General features: G+C 61.2%; 12 protein-coding genes. All 12 read left to right on the top strand.

Annotated features, from left to right (window positions below):
• The first annotated feature begins 525 nt into the window (after positions 1-525).
• The 12 genes from CFE47_RS11315 (at position 526) to CFE47_RS11260 (ending at position 16,619) form a co-directional block, all read left to right on the top strand.
• Positions 526-936 (top strand): MarR family winged helix-turn-helix transcriptional regulator, encoded by a 411-nt coding sequence (locus CFE47_RS11315; RefSeq protein ID WP_124526276.1) that lies wholly within the window; start codon positions 526-528, stop codon positions 934-936.
• Positions 933-3,011 carry an FUSC family protein gene (locus tag CFE47_RS11310; protein ID WP_286837035.1) on the top strand — a complete coding sequence of 693 codons (2,079 nt, stop codon included), beginning with the start codon at positions 933-935 and terminating at the stop codon, positions 3,009-3,011. Before CFE47_RS11315 ends, CFE47_RS11310 begins: the two co-directional genes overlap by 4 nt.
• Positions 3,008-3,217 (top strand): DUF1656 domain-containing protein, encoded by a 210-nt coding sequence (locus CFE47_RS11305; protein ID WP_010214247.1) that lies wholly within the window; start codon positions 3,008-3,010, stop codon positions 3,215-3,217. Before CFE47_RS11310 ends, CFE47_RS11305 begins: the two co-directional genes overlap by 4 nt.
• A complete protein-coding gene (locus CFE47_RS11300; RefSeq protein ID WP_286837033.1) occupies positions 3,214-4,104 on the top strand; it encodes an efflux RND transporter periplasmic adaptor subunit in 891 nt (296 codons plus the stop codon). Before CFE47_RS11305 ends, CFE47_RS11300 begins: the two co-directional genes overlap by 4 nt.
• The gene (locus CFE47_RS11295) at positions 4,101-5,543 is read left to right on the top strand and encodes an efflux transporter outer membrane subunit (protein WP_286837032.1); all 1,443 of its coding nucleotides are present in this window, start codon (positions 4,101-4,103) and stop codon (positions 5,541-5,543) included. The genes CFE47_RS11300 and CFE47_RS11295 overlap by 4 nt, the downstream gene beginning before the upstream one ends.
• Before the next feature lie 81 nt (positions 5,544-5,624).
• Positions 5,625-6,269, top strand: coding sequence for an NADH:ubiquinone oxidoreductase subunit N (locus CFE47_RS11290; protein ID WP_286837031.1), 645 nt, complete (start codon positions 5,625-5,627; stop codon positions 6,267-6,269).
• Positions 6,270-6,416: 147 nt separating this feature from the next.
• Positions 6,417-7,913, top strand: coding sequence for a YdgA family protein (locus CFE47_RS11285; protein WP_286837030.1), 1,497 nt, complete (start codon positions 6,417-6,419; stop codon positions 7,911-7,913).
• Positions 7,914-8,212: 299 nt separating this feature from the next.
• Positions 8,213-10,693, top strand: coding sequence for a poly-beta-1,6 N-acetyl-D-glucosamine export porin PgaA (gene pgaA / locus CFE47_RS11280; protein WP_286837029.1), 2,481 nt, complete (start codon positions 8,213-8,215; stop codon positions 10,691-10,693).
• A gap of 12 nt (positions 10,694-10,705) precedes the next feature.
• Entirely contained in the window at positions 10,706-12,703 is a 1,998-nt protein-coding gene (gene pgaB, locus CFE47_RS11275; RefSeq protein ID WP_185704454.1) for a poly-beta-1,6-N-acetyl-D-glucosamine N-deacetylase PgaB, read from the top strand.
• 2 nt (positions 12,704-12,705) lie between these two features.
• The gene (gene pgaC, locus CFE47_RS11270) at positions 12,706-14,046 is read left to right on the top strand and encodes a poly-beta-1,6-N-acetyl-D-glucosamine synthase (protein WP_185704456.1); all 1,341 of its coding nucleotides are present in this window, start codon (positions 12,706-12,708) and stop codon (positions 14,044-14,046) included.
• A gap of 2 nt (positions 14,047-14,048) precedes the next feature.
• The gene (gene pgaD / locus CFE47_RS11265; protein ID WP_185704458.1) at positions 14,049-14,531 is read left to right on the top strand and encodes a poly-beta-1,6-N-acetyl-D-glucosamine biosynthesis protein PgaD; all 483 of its coding nucleotides are present in this window, start codon (positions 14,049-14,051) and stop codon (positions 14,529-14,531) included.
• Between the two features lie 366 nt (positions 14,532-14,897).
• A complete protein-coding gene (locus CFE47_RS11260; protein WP_286837028.1) occupies positions 14,898-16,619 on the top strand; it encodes a ShlB/FhaC/HecB family hemolysin secretion/activation protein in 1,722 nt (573 codons plus the stop codon).
• Positions 16,620-16,647 lie beyond the last annotated feature (28 nt).

Genomic DNA, 16,647 nt, shown 5'->3' with positions numbered 1-16,647 from the left:
CGACACTTTGTAGGTGGTATCGGAAACGTTCTATATCTTTAGGGGAAATGGACGATAGTCGCAATGGGTAGTACTCAATGATTTCGAGGAACACCGCACGCGGATTCTGTCATACGTCGATATGGTGAGCTTCGGCGTACCCCGCAACGCATCCCCGCCTGTACGATCACGAATCGATGTAGGAAAAGGTTTGCCCGGTACAAACGGCGGCCACATTCTTGTAGTGAGCGGGCTTGTCCCGCGCTGGGCTGCGAAGCGGCCCTAATCCGGCCAATCCATTTTCCCACGTGCAACCCAGGTGCCTTGTTTTGGGGCCGCTTCGCCGCCCAGCGCGGGGCAAGCCCGCTCACTACAACTCTGTGTTGCAGCAATCGCTTAACCCGCTTTACTTACCCAACACCCTCCCACCACCCATCACTAATTTGTATCAAAACTTGACGGCCTCAGCTCCATCCACCATATTGATAGTTAGCAAACTAACTGTATGCGAACAATCCAGTGCCTCAATCCCTCGAACAACTCCAGATGAACCTCAGCAGCAGCATGGTGGTGGGCGCCCGTAATTGGCGCAAAATCTGCCAGACCACGCTGGTGAGCTACGGTATTTCCGAAGCCTGCGCCGTGCCGCTCTTGATGATCGGCCGTTTGGGCGACGGTGTGCACCAAGTCAAGGTCGCCCAGGCTTCCGGGATGGAAAGCCCGTCGCTGGTGCGCCTGCTCGACCAGTTGTGCAACGGCGGCTACGTGTGCCGTACCGAAGACATCCACGACCGCCGCGCCAAGGCACTGAGCCTTACCGAGCGTGGCCGTGAGCTGGTGCAAGCGGTGGAAGTGCAACTGGTACGCCTGCGCAAAGAAGTGCTGGCGGATATCGCTCCCGATGATATGGCCGCCGCCTTGCGGGTGTTGCGCGCCTTTGAGGCGGCGACACTTTGAACGGATTTTTTGCCGGCTTTCCACCCGCCCGCGACTGGTTCTATGGCGTGCGTACCTTCGCCGCCTCGATGATCGCGCTGTACATCGCCATGCTCATGCAAATGCCGCGTCCGTATTGGGCGATGGCCACGGTGTACATCGTCTCCAGTCCGTTTGTCGGCCCTACCAGTTCCAAGGCGCTGTACCGCGCCATCGGCACCTTCATGGGGGCGGCGGCAGCGGTGTTTTTTGTGCCGATGTTCGTGCAGTCGCCGTATGTGCTGGTGGTGGTGATTGCGCTGTGGACGGGGATTTTGCTGTTCCTTTCCATGCACCTGCGCACCGCGAACAACTACGCCCTGATGCTGGCCGGCTACACCTTGCCGCTGATCGCTCTGCCGGTGGTGGATAACCCCTTGGCGGTGTGGGATGTGGCCGAGGCGCGTACCGAGGAAATCTTCCTCGGTATCGCGGTGGCAGCGGTGGTGGGGGCGATGTTCTGGCCGCGCCGACTGATGCCTGTGTTCGATGGTTCGGTGGCCAAGTGGTTTGCCGACGCCCAGGTCTACAGCCAGCGCTTCCTGACGCGCAACGTGAACCCGGAAGAAGTCAGCAACCTGCGCGGCGGCATGGTTGCCACGTTCAACACCCTGGAATTGATGATCGGCCAATTGCCCCACGAAGGCGCTCGGCCGCAGACGGTACGCAACACCAAGGAACTGCGTGGGCGCATGATTCACCTGTTGCCGGTGGTGGAAGAACTCGATGATGCGCTGTACGCCGTCGAACACCGTGCGCCGCAGTTCCTGGAGAAACTCACGCGGTTGCTGCAAGCGGCCAATGAGTGGCTGGAGAGCAGTCAGAAAAACGCCTCGCTGGACAGCTGGCGCGCCCTGCGTGATCAGGTCGACGCCCTGCAACCCACGGGCGAAACGCTGGACGACCGGCACACGCTGTTGTTCTCCAACGCCCTGTACCGTTTGGCTGAGTGGATCGACCTGTGGCAAGACTGCCGCAGCCTGCAAGCCGCCATCGAATGTGAAAGCCAGGACACCTGGCGCGCCGTCTATCGCCACTGGCGCCTGGGACGGCTCACGCCGTTCCTCGACCGTGGCCTGATGTTCTACTCGGCGTTTTCCACCGTCAGCGCGATCATCGTCGCCTCGGTGCTGTGGATCTTGTTGGGTTGGACCGACGGCGGCAGTGCAGTGATCCTGGCCGCCGTGGCCTGCAGCTTCTTCGCCTCGATGGACGACCCGGCGCCGCAGATCTACCGGTTCTTTTTCTGGACCGCCATGTCGGTGCTGTTCGCCAGCCTCTACTTGTTTCTGGTACTGCCCAACCTGCACGATTTCCCGATGTTGGTGCTGGCGTTTGCCGTGCCGTTTATCTGCATTGGCACACTCACGGTTCAGCCGCGTTTCTACTTGGGCATGTTGCTGACGCTGGTGAACACCTCGTCCTTCATCAGCATCCAGGGCGCCTATGACGCGGACTTTCTCAACTTCACCAACGTTAACCTCGCCGGGCCGGTGGGGCTGTTGTTCGCCTTTGTCTGGACGCTGATCGCACGGCCTTTCGGTGCGGAACTGGCGGCCAAGCGCCTGACCCGTTTCAGCTGGCGCGACATCGTCGGCATGACCGAACCCGCCACCCTCGCCGAGCACCGGCACATGGCCGCGCAAATGCTCGACCGCCTGATGCAGCATCTGCCGCGCCTGGCGCTGACCAACCAGGACACCGGCATCGCCCTGCGTGACCTGCGCGTGGCGCTGAACCTGCTCGACCTGCTGGCCTATTCGCCACGCATCCTTGGCGTGCCACGGGTGTTGCTCAACCAGGTGGTCGAAGGCGTGGGCGGTTACTTCAAGGCTTGTCTGAAGGCCGGTGAACGCTTGCCGGCGCCGAGCGGTCTGCTGATGACCCTCGACCGCACGCGCCGCGCCCTCAACGGCCAGGGCCTGCAAGACGAAGACGACACCCGTGTGCACTTGCTGCACGCGCTGGCTGGCCTGCGCCTGGCGTTGTTGCCGGGTGTGGAATTCATTGGCGGCACCGAGATGGAAGCGCCGCTACCCGATGGAGCGCCTTTATGATCGGTGATCTGGATATCAGCGGGGTGTTCCTGCCCACGCTGCTGGTGCTGATGGGCATTACGTATGTGTTGTTCCTGGTGGTGCACGGGCTGTTGACCCGCCTCCACTTCTATCGCCTGGTCTGGCACCGGGCATTGTTCAACGTGGGGCTCTACGCGCTGTTGCTGGGCGCGGTGGACTCACTCAGTCGATACCTGATGACATGAAAAAACCTTTTTTGACCATCGGCCGTGTAGTCCTGACGTTATTGATCGTGAGTTTCGCGGTCGTCGTTGTATGGCGCATGGTCATGTACTACATGTTTGCGCCCTGGACCCGTGACGGGCACATCCGTGCCGACATCGTGCAGATCGCCCCGGACGTGTCCGGCTTGATCCAGCAAGTGGACGTGCGCGACAACCAATTGGTGACCAAGGGCCAGGTGCTGTTCGCCGTCGACCAGGACCGCTTCAAGCTGGCCCTGCGCCAAGCCCAGGCCGCCGTGGCTGACCGCCAGGAAACCCTGGCCCAGGCCAACCGCGAGTACAAGCGTAACCGTGGCCTCGGCAACCTGGTGCCCAGTGAGCAACTGGAAGAAAGCCAGTCCCGCGTGGCCCGTGCCCAATCGGCCCTGGCCGAAGCGCAGGTAACGGTGGATTCGGCCCAGCTCAACCTGGATCGCTCGGTGATCCGCAGCCCGGTGGACGGCTACGTCAACGACCGCGCGCCGCGTAACCAGGAGTTCGTCACCGCCGGGCGCCCGGTGTTGTCGGTGGTGGACAGCAATTCCTTCCACATCGACGGCTATTTCGAAGAGACCAAGCTCGACGGCATTCACGTTGGCATGGCAGTGGATATCCGCGTGATCGGCGACAACGCCCGTCTGCGCGGTCATGTGCAGAGCATCGTCGCCGGCATCGAAGACCGCGACCGCACCAGCGGCTCCAACCTGCTGCCCAACGTCAACCCGGCGTTCAGCTGGGTGCGCCTGGCCCAGCGGATTCCGGTGCGCATCGCCTTTGATGATGTGCCGGCAGACTTTCGCATGATCGCCGGGCGTACCGCGACGGTGTCGATCATCGGCGATAAGGTGAAAGACGGAGACAAGCCATGAATCGGCTCCTGGCAACCGCTGCGCTAGGGTTGTTGCTGTCGGCCTGCCAAATGGTCGGGCCGGACTACACGTTGCCGGATGAAGCCGCCGTCAAACGTGGCGACCTGCAAGGGCAGATCGCGGGCGAGGGCAGCAACGTGGTGTCGGCGCCGGTTCCGGCGGATTGGTGGAAGCTTTACAACGACCGACGCCTGGATGAACTGGTGCGCCAGGCCATGGCGTCCAATACCGACCTGCGCGTGGCAGCCGCCAACCTGCAGCGCTCGCGCTATCAGGTGCAGCAAGCTGAGTCCGCCGGCGGCTGGAATGCCGGCGTCAAGGCCGAGGCGCAGCGCCTGCAGGAGTCCGGTGAAGCGTTTTTGCTGACGGAAAAAGTCCCGGTGGCCAATATCGGCAGTGTCGGCATCAGTACCTCGTATCAGTTCGACCTGTGGGGCACCTTGCAACGCGGCATTGAAAGCGCCCAGGCCAGTGCCGACGCCGCGCAAGCCGCCGCCGATATCGCCCGTATCACCCTGGTGGCAGATGTGGTGCGTTCCTACACCCAGGTGTGCGCCGCCAACGAAGAGCTGGCCATCGCCAACGAATCCCTGGACCTGCAACGCCAGAGCACCGAGCTGACCCAACGCTTGCGTGATGCCGGGCGCGGCGATGAAACCCAGGTGACCCGTTCGCAAACCCAATACAAATCCTTGCGCGCCGACATGCCGCGCTACGAAGCGGCGCGCCAGGCCGGTTTGTTCCGCCTGTCGATGCTGCTGGCCAAGCCAGTAGACCAGTTGCCGGCAGGCACCGGCACTTGCGCAGAACTGCCGCACATCGCCCAGTTGTTGCCGGTGGGCGACGGTGCTGCGCTGCTCAAGCGTCGTCCCGATGTGCGCCAGGCTGAGCGCCAGTTGGCGGCTGCCACCGCGCGCATCGGCGTGGCCACCGGCGCGTTGTACCCAGACATCAGCATCGGCGCCACGATCGGCACCGTGGGTATCCTGGATGACCTGGGGACCGCACCGACCAACCGTTGGGGCTTTGGCCCGCTGATCAGTTGGTCGGTACCGACCAATGGCGCCCGCGCCCGCATCCACGAAGCCGAAGCCGCGACCCAGGGCGCCCTGGCGTACTTCGACGGCGTCGTGCTCAACGCCATCCGTGAAACCCAGACGGGCCTGGCGCAATACACTGCGCAACTGCAACGTCGCGACGCCCTCAGCGAAGCCGGCGAGTCGGCCAAGGAAGCGGCGGGGCAGACCCATCGCTTCTTCCAGGCCGGCCGCGCGTCGTTCCTGGCCGACCTGCAAGCCACCCGCACCTACACCGACGTACGGGCGCAACTGGCGGCGGCCAACACCCAGGTTGCCATGAGCCAGATCGACTTGTTCCTGGCCCTTGGCGGCGGCTGGGAAAGCGGACGAACGCACGCTGCACCGGTCAGCAAACCCTGAGCAAATAGCTATGCTTTGACAGGCGGGTCTCCGTGATGACCCGCAGGTCATAGCTCGCGTTTGCTCATGGGGATTCCAATAATGAAAAACCCTTATGCTCCCGCTTTCTGGTGCGTGGTCTTCGCACTGGTGTTGTTATCGGCTGCTTATTTCTACGGCGTCATGCTCGCCCATCAAATTGACAAGGCCATGGTGTTTCTCGACAGCGCCTGCCTGGTGATCGGCACCTTGTCGATTGGCGTGGTCGCCTGGGCTTCCTACCAAAACCAACGGGTGAAGCGAAGACTGCTCGAACAGGGCAAGACGCGCGTGGCGATCTGGGACACCAAGGTCGCGCTGCGCCGTGTCGAAACCGTGTTCGACCGCTATTTCTGGGGCAGCTACTGGCAACCTGGGCGCACCTTTCAGGAAGTGATGGGCGAGCTGACCGGCACCCCGCTGGAAAAAAGCCTCGAAGCCCTCAAAAAACAATGCGTCGCCCTGGACCAACAAGTCGCCGACGGTAGGCACTGGCTGAATAACGCGCGGGAATTGTCTGACGTCGCCACGCAAATGGCCCGTGAGCGCTACCAACTGGACTTCTGCGACCCCAAGGCCGACACGCCGGGCAACGCCGTGATACACCGCGAGTTTGAGGTGTTGGTGTACACCTGGACGGCGCGCTTGAAGAGCTTCGACCACCAGTTGGACGAGATCGACCAGGAGTATTCCTTAACGGCCGGGTGAACCATCTGCTGGCCTGACCCCTCTGAGAAAACTGGGCCGTTCGCGGCCGCCAGTGCTAATCTTCCCCCGTTTTCGGCGGGCTTGAGCCAACCCACACGGGTTCAAGGAAGACAGCCCACTTCTCACAGGATTTGATCAGGTCACTTCATGAATAAGCCAGCAGTTGTTCTTTTGGGTTTCGTTGTCGCCGTTGGCGTCGTCAGTGCAGGCGGCGCCTGGTACACCGGTAAACAACTGGAGCCGGTACTGCAAACCGCGATCCAGAATGCCAACAAGGAACTGCAGACCTCCATGGCCGGCGTCGATGGCACTGCGACGCTGGAGCTGGTGTCCCTGGACCGTGGCCTGTTCAGCAGCACCGCGCATTACCGCCTGAAGGGGCAAGGTTCGGTGTTCGGTGAAGAGAACCCTAACCCCGAGTTGCTGTTCGTCGACCACATCGAGCACGGCCCGCTGCCGTTCTCGCGCCTGGTGTCGCTGAAATGGTTGCCGGTCATGGCCACCAGTCACTACGCGCTGGAAAAGAACGCCACCACCGAAAAATGGTTCGCCGCCAGCAAAGACGTGTCGCCGCTCAAGGGCGTGGCCAATATCGGCTACAACCGCTCGGTGACGGGCAATGTCGAATTGCTGCCCCTGGAGCTCAAGGACGACAAGTCGTCGGTGAGCTTCTCCGGCGCCAACCTGGACTACGACAGCACCGCCGAAGGCCAGAAGGTCAAGCTTGATGGCTACATGAACAGCCTCAAGGTCGCCGTGATCGATGCCAATGGCGAACCGTTCGAAGCCGAACTGGCCGGCCTGACCGTGGCGAGCAACCTGGAGAAGTCCTCCTTTGGTTTCTACACCGGGCAGAACACCGTCGAGCTGACCGACACCAAGGTGACCTTCGGCCCACAGAAAGCCGTGCTGACCCTCAAGGGCTTTGAGCAAAAAGACACCAGCGAAACCAAAGACAACAACCTGGCCGGCCGTGTCGACTACAAGATCGACGAGATCGGTTACCAGGGCAAACCCGTTGGTTCGGCAGCCATGGCCCTGAGCATGAAGAACGTCGATATCCCGGCGATGCTGGTGCTGACCAAGCTGTATCAAGACAAGATGCAACCGGTACAAGCCGCTGCCGCCGCCGACCAGCCGGTTCCCGAGCTGCAACTGACCGACGCCGAGCAAGCCTTGGCCGAAGCCAACGTCAACCAGGTACTGGCGGCCAAGCCACAAGTGGCGGTGGAAAACCTGTCGCTGAAAACCACTCACGGTGAAAGCAAGTTCACCCTGCTGTTGGACCTGGCCAAGCCTGCATCCATGGAGCTGCCACCGGTTGAATTGGGCAAGCAGATGGTCGCCCTGCTGGACGCCAACCTGACCCTGTCCAAGCCGATGATCGCCGACGTTTCCGCCCTGCAAGCGCAGATCGGCGGCCTGACCGATCCTCAAGCCATCGAGCAACAATCCCAAATGGCTGCCGAGATGGTCAGCGGCCTGGCCGTTGGCACACAGCTGGCAACACTGGTGGGTACCGACGTCGTTTCCAAGCTGCATTACGCCAACAATGAAGTGACCTTCAACGGCCAGAAGATGACCGTCGAGCAGTTCATTGGTTTTGTCATGGCCAAGGTCGGTGCCGTGAGCCAGGCGCAGTAAGAATTTCGCCATCGCCCAGAAATAAATAATGGGGGAGCGGGATTGCCCGCGGTAAGGGTCAAACAATCGACACTCCAGTCGACTGGTAGCCCCTTAGCGCAGGCAAGTCCGCTCCCCCATTCATTTTTCAGATTCGTGGTCAATTCTGAACAATTGTTATGACTTGTCCTTTTTGATACAGGCGTCGGGGATAGTTCGTACAGGAAAGCTAGGTCGGGTCACTAGACGCCGACACCCTGATGCAAATTGCTCAGGACCACCTATCGTTACAGCTTTCCGTGTGTAAGGAAGCTCACGATATGCTGCGAAACCTACCATTCAGTGCATCAGGCCGGTTGCGATTGCTGATCGGTGCAGCCTTATGCGGCCAACTGCTGATGCCTGCGTTTGCCATGGCAGATCCTGCCTATGACGCCCTGATTATCCAGGCGCGCAACGGCAACTTCACACCCGCCCTTACCCAACTGCGCCAGCTACCTGCCGAACGCCAGACCCCTGGCCAGATCAGCGACCATATCGTGATCGCCGGCTGGGCCGGGCAGGATGCCGAGGTGCTGAAGGTATATGAGGCTCAGGGCAAGCATCGCAACCTGACCACCCAGGCACTGGCGACGGTTGCGCGCACGTACCGCAATCAAAAGCAGTGGGCGCAAGCCTCTGAGGTCTATCGCCAGGCGTTGGTGCGTGAACCCGATAATGTCGACCTGCAACTGGGCCAGGCCCTCACGCAGGCCGACGGTGGCCAAGCCAGTGAGGCCGTGCAACGCACCCGTGCGCTGGTGGCTGCCAAGCCCGATGACCCCAATCGACGCATGGCGCTGGGCTACGCGTTGACCCGTGCAGGCTTGCAGTACGACGCGCTGTTTGAGTTCGACCAGGCGTTCATCCGCGCCGGGGACAAACCGGAAGTCGCCCGCGAATATATCGTCGCCCTGCAAAAAGCGCGCTTGCCGGAGCCGGCACTGCGCCTGTCGGCCAAGCGTCCCGGCTTGCTGGACCCGGTGACTCAGCGCCGCTTGGAAGGTGACCTCGCCGCCGAGCGCGTGCGCATGGCTGAGTTCGCTACCCGCTCCGAAAAAGAACGCTATGTGGTCGCCGACCGCGCGCTGGCGGACTACGACAAACTGCTCACTCGCTGGACACCCGACGCCAGTGCCCACGACGATGTGGTGCGCTGGCGCATCGACCGCCTGGGTGCCCTCAAGGCTCGGGCGCGCACCGCAGAAGTGATCCGCGAATACGAAACCCTCCAGGGTGAAGGCGTGCAATTGCCCACGTATGCCGTGCGTTGGGTGGCCGCTTCGTACCTCGACCAACGCCAGCCGGAAAAGGCCGAGCCGCTGTATCGACAAGCGTTGAGTGCGCCGGATGCCGAGCCGGATGATCGGGTCGAAGATACCTCCGCACTGTTTTATGCCCTGCAGGAAAGCAACAAAGGCGAAGACGCCCGCGAAGTCGCCAACAGCCTCGCCAACAGCCAGAAGCCTCGGGTCGAACTCAAGGGCTTGCCCATCGGCAACCCCAACGATGCCTGGATGGACGCGCAGCAACTCTCGGCCCAGGCCGGCGTCTACGGCGGTGACCTGCCGGGCAGCGAAGCAGGGCTTGAGGCGTTGGTGGCCAAGGCCCCCGGCAACGTCGGCCTGCGCCTGGCCCAGGCCGACATGTATCGCGCCCGGGACTTGCCACGCCGCGCCGAAGGCGTACTCAAGGAAACCGAAGCCCAGGCCCCGCGTGACATTGGCCTGGAAGTCAGCCAGGCCTACACCGCGATGGACCTGCAGGAGTGGCGCCAGCTCGACGTGCTCACCGATGACGTGCTGGCGCGCAACCCGGACAACCGCCAAGTGCAGCGCCTGAGCCGTCTGCGCGATGTACACGACATGGCCGAGCTGCGTGTGGAGGCTTACACCGGTAAAAGCTTCGGCGGCGGCAGTGACAACGAGGCCGGCGCCGTGTCGGGTAGTCGCGACTGGGGTATTGAAAGCCGTATCTATACCCCGCCCATCGACGAAGACTGGCGCCTGTTCGCTGGCGCTGGCTATGCCCGCGCCGATTTCGAAGAAGGCACCGGCCAGCACCGTTGGCAGACGGTCGGGGTAGAACGGCGTACACGCGATATGACGCTGGAAGCCGAGGTCTCCAACCACTCCTACGGCGATGGTTCCAAGCAAGGCGCTGCGGTGTCGATTGCCCGCGATATCAACGACAACTGGCAATACGGCGGTAGCCTCGGCTACCTCCTGTCGACCACGCCATTGCGGGCGCTGAATGCCGGTATCACCGCCAACGGCGGCAGCGGTTTTATTCGCTGGCGCGCCAACGAAAGCCGCGAATGGAAACTGACCCTCAGCCCCTCCCACTTCAGCGATGGCAACGACCGTTTCGAAGCCTTGCTCAGTGGCCGCGAAGGCCTCTACAGCTCACCTCGGGTGCAAGTGGACCTGGGCCTGGAAGTTGGTGCCAGCCGCAATAGCAAGGAAGACACGATCTACTTCAACCCGAAGTCTGACTTCACCGTATTGCCCGTCATCAACATCAACCATGTGCTCTATCACCGCTACGAGACCCAGTGGAGTCAGCAGTTCCAGATCGGTGCGGGTACCTACAGCCAACAGGACTATTCCACCGGTGGTATTGGTCTGGTCGGCTACGGCCAACGTTATCGTTGGAACGATGTTCTGGAGGCCGGCGCCAACCTGAGCCTGATCAGCCGACCTTACGACGGTGATCGCGAACGCGATCTGCGTCTGCTCGTCGACCTCACTTACCGTTTCTAGAAGAGCCTGACCATGACCGTCCTCAGCCGTTGCTTGTTGATCCTGGGCGTATTGCTGGCCAGTGCCTGTGCCCAGCAACCCGCGCCATTCACTCCACCCGCCGAGCGGCCGACACCGGCTAATGAAGCGCCGTGGCCGAAGAACCATTTCCTGGGCATTGCCTACCACGACGTTGAGGATCGCGACCCCGATCAGGCTGTGGTGGCGGTGCGCACCGAGCGCTTGATCGAGCAGTTGGCCTGGTTACGGGAGAACGGCTATCAGGCGGTCAGCGTCGACCAGATCCTGGCTGCCCGTAACGGCGGGCCAGCGTTGCCGCCCAAGGCCATCATGCTCAGCTTCGACGATGGTTACTCCAGCTTTTACACGCGGGTGATGCCGATCCTGCGCGCCTATCACTGGCCAGCGGTGCTGGCGCCCGTGGGCTACTGGATCGACACGCCGCAAAACAAACCGGTGGACTTTGCCGGACAACCGCGGCCGCGTGGCGAGTTTCTTACCTGGCAGCAGATTCGCGAAGTGTCTCAGTCCGGCCTGGTGGAAATCGCCGCACACACGGATGCCAGCCACACCGGCATCCTGGCCAACCCCCAGGGCAACCTGGAGCCGGCGGCGACGTCGCTACGCTTCGATCCCGCCACGGGACGCTATGAAAGCCAAGCGCAATTCGACGCGCGGATGCGCGCCGACGTGACGGCGATCACCCACAAGATCCAGAGTGTCACCGGCAAGAAACCTCGCGTGTGGGTCTGGCCGTACGGTGCCGCGAAGGGGACTTCGCTGGCAATCGTCGGCGAACAGGGCTACCAGATGGCGCTTACCCTGGAGGACGGTCTCGACAGCTCCAATGACTTGATGAACAGCCCACGCTTCCTGGTGGCGTCCGACCCGGATGGCGAACATTTCGCCAACAGCATCGTGGCGGTGCAAACCCAGGCGCCTCTGCGGGTGTTGCATGTGGACCTGGACAACGTCTACGACCCGGACCCGGCGCAACAAGCACGCAACCTCGACCAACTGGTCCAACGGGTCGTGGACATGGGCGCGGGCACTGTGTTCCTGCAAGCGTTCGCCGATCCCAAGGGCGACGGCCTGGTGCACGAACTGTACTTCCCCAACCGCCATTTGCCTGTGCGCGCGGACCTGTTCAACCGCGTTTCCTGGCAACTGCACACCCGAGCGCATGCCAGTGTGTATGCCTGGATGCCGGTGCTCAGTTTCGCCCTCGACCCCAAACTGCCTCGTGTGACACGTTGGGACCCGGAAACCGGCAAGATCGGCCTCGACCCCGACCAATACAAACGCCTGTCGCCGTTTGACCCGCAAGTGCGCAAGATCATCGGCGAGATCTACGAAGACCTGGCGCGAAACAATGCCATCGACGGCGTGCTGTACCACGATGATGCGGTGCTCAACGATTTCGAAGACGCCAGCCCCGCCGCGCTCAAGGCTTATGCTGCCAACGGCCTGCCGGGCACCATCCAGGCGCTGCGCGCTGACCCAGCGGTGATGCAGCGCTGGACCCGCTTCAAGAGCCGTTACCTGATCGACTTCACTAACGAGCTGACCGCCAAGGTCCGCGCCATTGGTGGGCCGCAGGTGCAGACCGCGCGCAACATCTTCGCCGAGCCGATGCTCAACCCACAGAGCGAAGCCTGGTTCGCGCAGAACCTTGATGACTTCCTCCAGACCTATGACTGGACCGCGCCCATGGCCATGCCGCTGATGGAGGGCCAGGAGTACAAGACTTCCAATGCCTGGTTGGAAAAACTGGTAGCCACGGTCAAGGCGCGCCCTGGTGCGATGCAGAAAACCGTGTTTGAACTGCAAGCCAAAGACTGGCGCACCAAGGCCGCGCCCGATATCGACGGCAAGCAGATGGCTGAATGGATGGGTGTACTCAAGCGCCAGGGTGTCACGAGCTTCGGTTACTACCCGGATAACTTCCTGGAAAATTCCCCGGATTTGAAGACAGTGCGTCCGGCCCTTTCCAACCAATGGAATCCTTGACCATGTTCGACAGAATCCTGGCTTTATTCGTGTTGGCGCTGGTATTGGGCGTGCCGTTGGGCTTGATCTTCCTGGTCACCGGGCAGTTCCTGATGGACTTCGTGTTCTTCTACCCGCTGTTCATGTCGGCGCTGTGGATCGCCGGTGGCTTGTACTTCTGGCTGCACTGGGAGCGGCACTGGCCGTGGAAGGAAGACACCCCGGCGCCGGTCCTGGCTGGCAACCCGCTGATCTCGATCATCATCCCTTGCTACAACGAGGGCGATAACGCCGCCGATACCATCCATGCCGCGTTGGCCCAGGTGTATTCGAATATCGAAGTCATCGCGGTCAACGACGGCTCCAAGGACAACACCGCCGCGGTACTCGACGCGCTGGCGCTGGAAAACCCACGCCTGCGGGTACTGCACTTGGCGCAGAACCAAGGCAAGGCGGTGGCCCTGCGCATGGGCGCGGTGGCGGCGCGCAGTGAATACCTGGTGTGCATCGATGGCGACGCGTTGCTGGATAAAAACGCGGCGGCCTACATGGTTGCACCGATGCTCGACAACCCGCGCCTGGGGGCGGTCACCGGCAACCCACGGATCCGCACGCGCTCGACCTTGATCGGTCGGGTGCAGGTAGGCGAGTTCTCCTCGATCATCGGTTTGATCAAGCGCACGCAGCGAGTGTTTGGCCGGATCTTCACGGTGTCGGGTGTGGTGGTAGCGTTCCGTAAAAAGGCGCTGGACCGCATCGACTACTGGAGCACCGACATGATCACCGAGGACATCGATGTCAGTTGGAAGCTGCAACTCGATCACTGGGCCATCTTCTATGAACCCCGCGCCCTGTGCTGGATCCTGATGCCCGAAACCGTCGGCGGCCTGTGGAAGCAGCGTCTGCGCTGGGCCCAGGGCGGTGCCGAGGTGTTGTTCAAGAATATCCGTGGCATCTGGCAATGGCGTCATCGTTACCTGTGGCCGCTGCTGTTCGAATACTGCCTGTCCACCGGGTGGGCGTTCACCTTCATGTTGTCGGTGTTCTTCTACGTGCTGGGTAAATTCATGGTGCTGCCACCGGCCATTACCGTGGACTCCCTGGTGCCGCCGGCCTTTACCGGCCTGGTGCTGGCGATGGTCTGCCTGGTGCAGTTTGCGGTGAGCATCCTGATCGACCGGCGCTACGAAAAAGACCTGTGGAAAACCCTGTTCTGGACCGTGTGGTACCCGATGGTGTTCTGGCTGGTCAGCTTGTTTACCACCCTGGTCAGTTTTCCCAAGGTGCTGTTCAACCAGCATCAGAAACGCGCGCGCTGGGTCAGCCCGGATCGCGGTATCAGCCCTGCTGAAGAGGAGGCGTGATCATGAAACTGGTCAGAACTCGCCAACGTAAGGTGATGTGGCTTATCGACGTGCTGTTGACCCTGATGGCCTGGGCCGGGTTGATCTGGCTGTTGGCCCGGGGGATCAACTCGATGTTGGAGACCCATGGCGGCCCGCGCCTGGAGGCACCGATTTTCGCGGCGCTCAATACGCTGCAGGTTTACCTGTGGATTGCATTGTTCAACGCGGTGATTCTCGTGAGCTGGGCGCGTTACCAGCAACGCAAGGGGCGCAAGTTTGCCCAGCGTCGCGCGCAAGCCAACGCCTTGAGTGACAAGAACCTGAGCGAGAGTTTCAGCTTGGGCGAGGGCGACCTTGAGCAGTTGCGTCGGCCTGGGGTGCTGGTGATCCATAACGACGAGGAAGGTGGCGTGGCGCAGGTCAAATCCCATGTTTCCCGTGATGTGGAAAAACCGGGCCTGACATTGGTGCCTGGCAAAGATCAAAACAAAGACGCCAGTTAAGTTGGCCTGCGGATGATCGTTCCCATGCAATGTGGGAGCGATCTTGTTGAATACCGATAAGTGGGATCCAATTCACAAAACGTGCGCGAACTTTTCTGCTTTTTTCGGTACTAACTTATCTCGGCACTAACTTGACGGCCAAATAATGGCAAGTTTCAAGTTGTCCGACGAATCGCTATCAAAAGGGTTACCACTTGTCGGAATAATAGTGTTCGAAGTGGATGGCTTATCTTTTTGATAATTTTTTGTTGTTACTAATCAATGTGTTAGTCGGTTAATTAGTACGAATGTCCAACTAATCCAGTTTCTTGGATTGGTCCAAGTTCGATGTTAGTTTGCCGCCCCTTGATTTTCGATGGATCGAACATGTCTTTGTTATTACCACGGACTCGGTATTTTCTGTGCACTTTCCTGCTCGCTTACTTGAGCCTGAACAGCGCCGCTGCGGCCCCCACGCCAGGGGATCAAGACCTGATTCGTGACCGTCAGAACCGACTTCTTGAAGAGCAGCGTCGGCGTCTCGAAGAGCTTCAGGATCTGCCCGGTAAAGACACCAAGCCCCAGGCCCCGGCATTGCCTGCGGACACACGCTGCTTTCCCATCCAGGACATCGAACTCAAGGGCGCCGACAGCCTCTCTGCCGCCGAGCGCGCGCGTCTGCTCAAACCTTACATCGGCCAATGCCTGGGCGTTGCGCAACTCAATCAACTGCTCAAGGCCATCACCGATCACTACATCGACAACGGCCGTGTGACCAGCCGTGCGTACTTACCGCAGCAGGACCTGTCCAGCGGCCACCTGCAGGTGCTGGTGGTGGAGGGCAAGCTCGAAGCCTTGAAGGGCGCCGAAGGCAGCACTGTCACAGATCGCGAGCTGGCCATGGCGTTTCCCGGCAAGGTGGGCGAGGCGCTGAACCTGCGGGAAGTCGAGCAACTGGTGGATCAACTGAGCCGCTTGCCTTCCAAGCAGGCACAGATGGAACTGACCCCCGGCAGCCAGATCGGCGGCAGTGAAGTGGTGGTCAAGAACGTTGCGCAAAAGCCTTGGCGTGCGAGCTTGTCACGCAATAACGATGGCCAGAAAAGTACCGGCGAACAGCAATGGGGCGCCGGCCTGGAGTGGGACAGTCCGCTGGGCCTTGCCGATCAACTGATCCTGCGCGGCGGCCACGACGCCATCAGCGACCACCAGAAAACCTCGAAAAACAGCATGCTCTACTACAACGTGCCGTGGGGCTGGTGGAACTTCAGTTACACCTACAGCGAGAGCGACTACCGCACGCCAGGCGACCTCCAAGGCTTCAAGTACAAGCAGACCGGCGACAGCCAGAACCACCAATTGCGCGCCGAACGGGTGATTCATCGCGACGACCTGAGCAAGACCTCGGTCAACGTCGGGCTGACGCATTTGCGCACCAACAACTACTTCAACGATGAGCGCCTGGACGTCAGCAGCAACCGTCTCAGCGAATTCCAAGTCGGCATCAACCACGGGCGACGCATCGGGAGTGCCTTCGTCAACCTGGACGTGGGCATGCAGAACGGCACCGGTGCCTTCGACGCGCAAAAAGACGAGCAAGAGCGCATTCGCGGCATTCTCACGCCCACCCCGCGCTATCGCAAATACACCGCCACGATGAGCTACCTGCAGCCTTTCACACTGTGGGGTGAGTCGCTGAGCTTTTCCAGCCTGGCGACCGGGCAGCGCAGCGAAGACGTGTTGTACCCGGCGCAACGCATGAGTTTGGGTGGTTCGTACTCGGTGCGTGGTTTCAAGGACCAGCAATTGTCCGGTGACAGTGGTGGCTACTGGCGCAACGAAGTGCGCTGGGCGCGCCCGGTGACCGTTGATTGGCTACACCCGGCGTTCGCCGAATACGGCGCCAGTGTCGGCTACGACCAGGGCGTGATTCGCAACGACCGCTACAACGACGACCAGCACGGTCGCGTGTCGAGCAATTCCGTGGAGCTGTTCGCGCGGGGCAAACACGTGAGCACCAGCGTGACCTTTGCCCATTCCCTGGAGCGACCGGGTGTGGTGACCGAGCGCGAAGCGCCGATCTATTTCCACCTGGATTTCTACCTGTAATTAGACGCCCGCTGCCTTGAGATTCTGA

It is taken from the genome of Pseudomonas sp. PGPPP1, from assembly GCF_002255865.1.
Taxonomy (GTDB): Bacteria; Pseudomonadota; Gammaproteobacteria; order Pseudomonadales; family Pseudomonadaceae; genus Aquipseudomonas; species Aquipseudomonas cremoris.
Note: the sequence above shows the minus strand (reverse complement) of the source record. Positions and strands in the feature narration are given on the sequence as shown.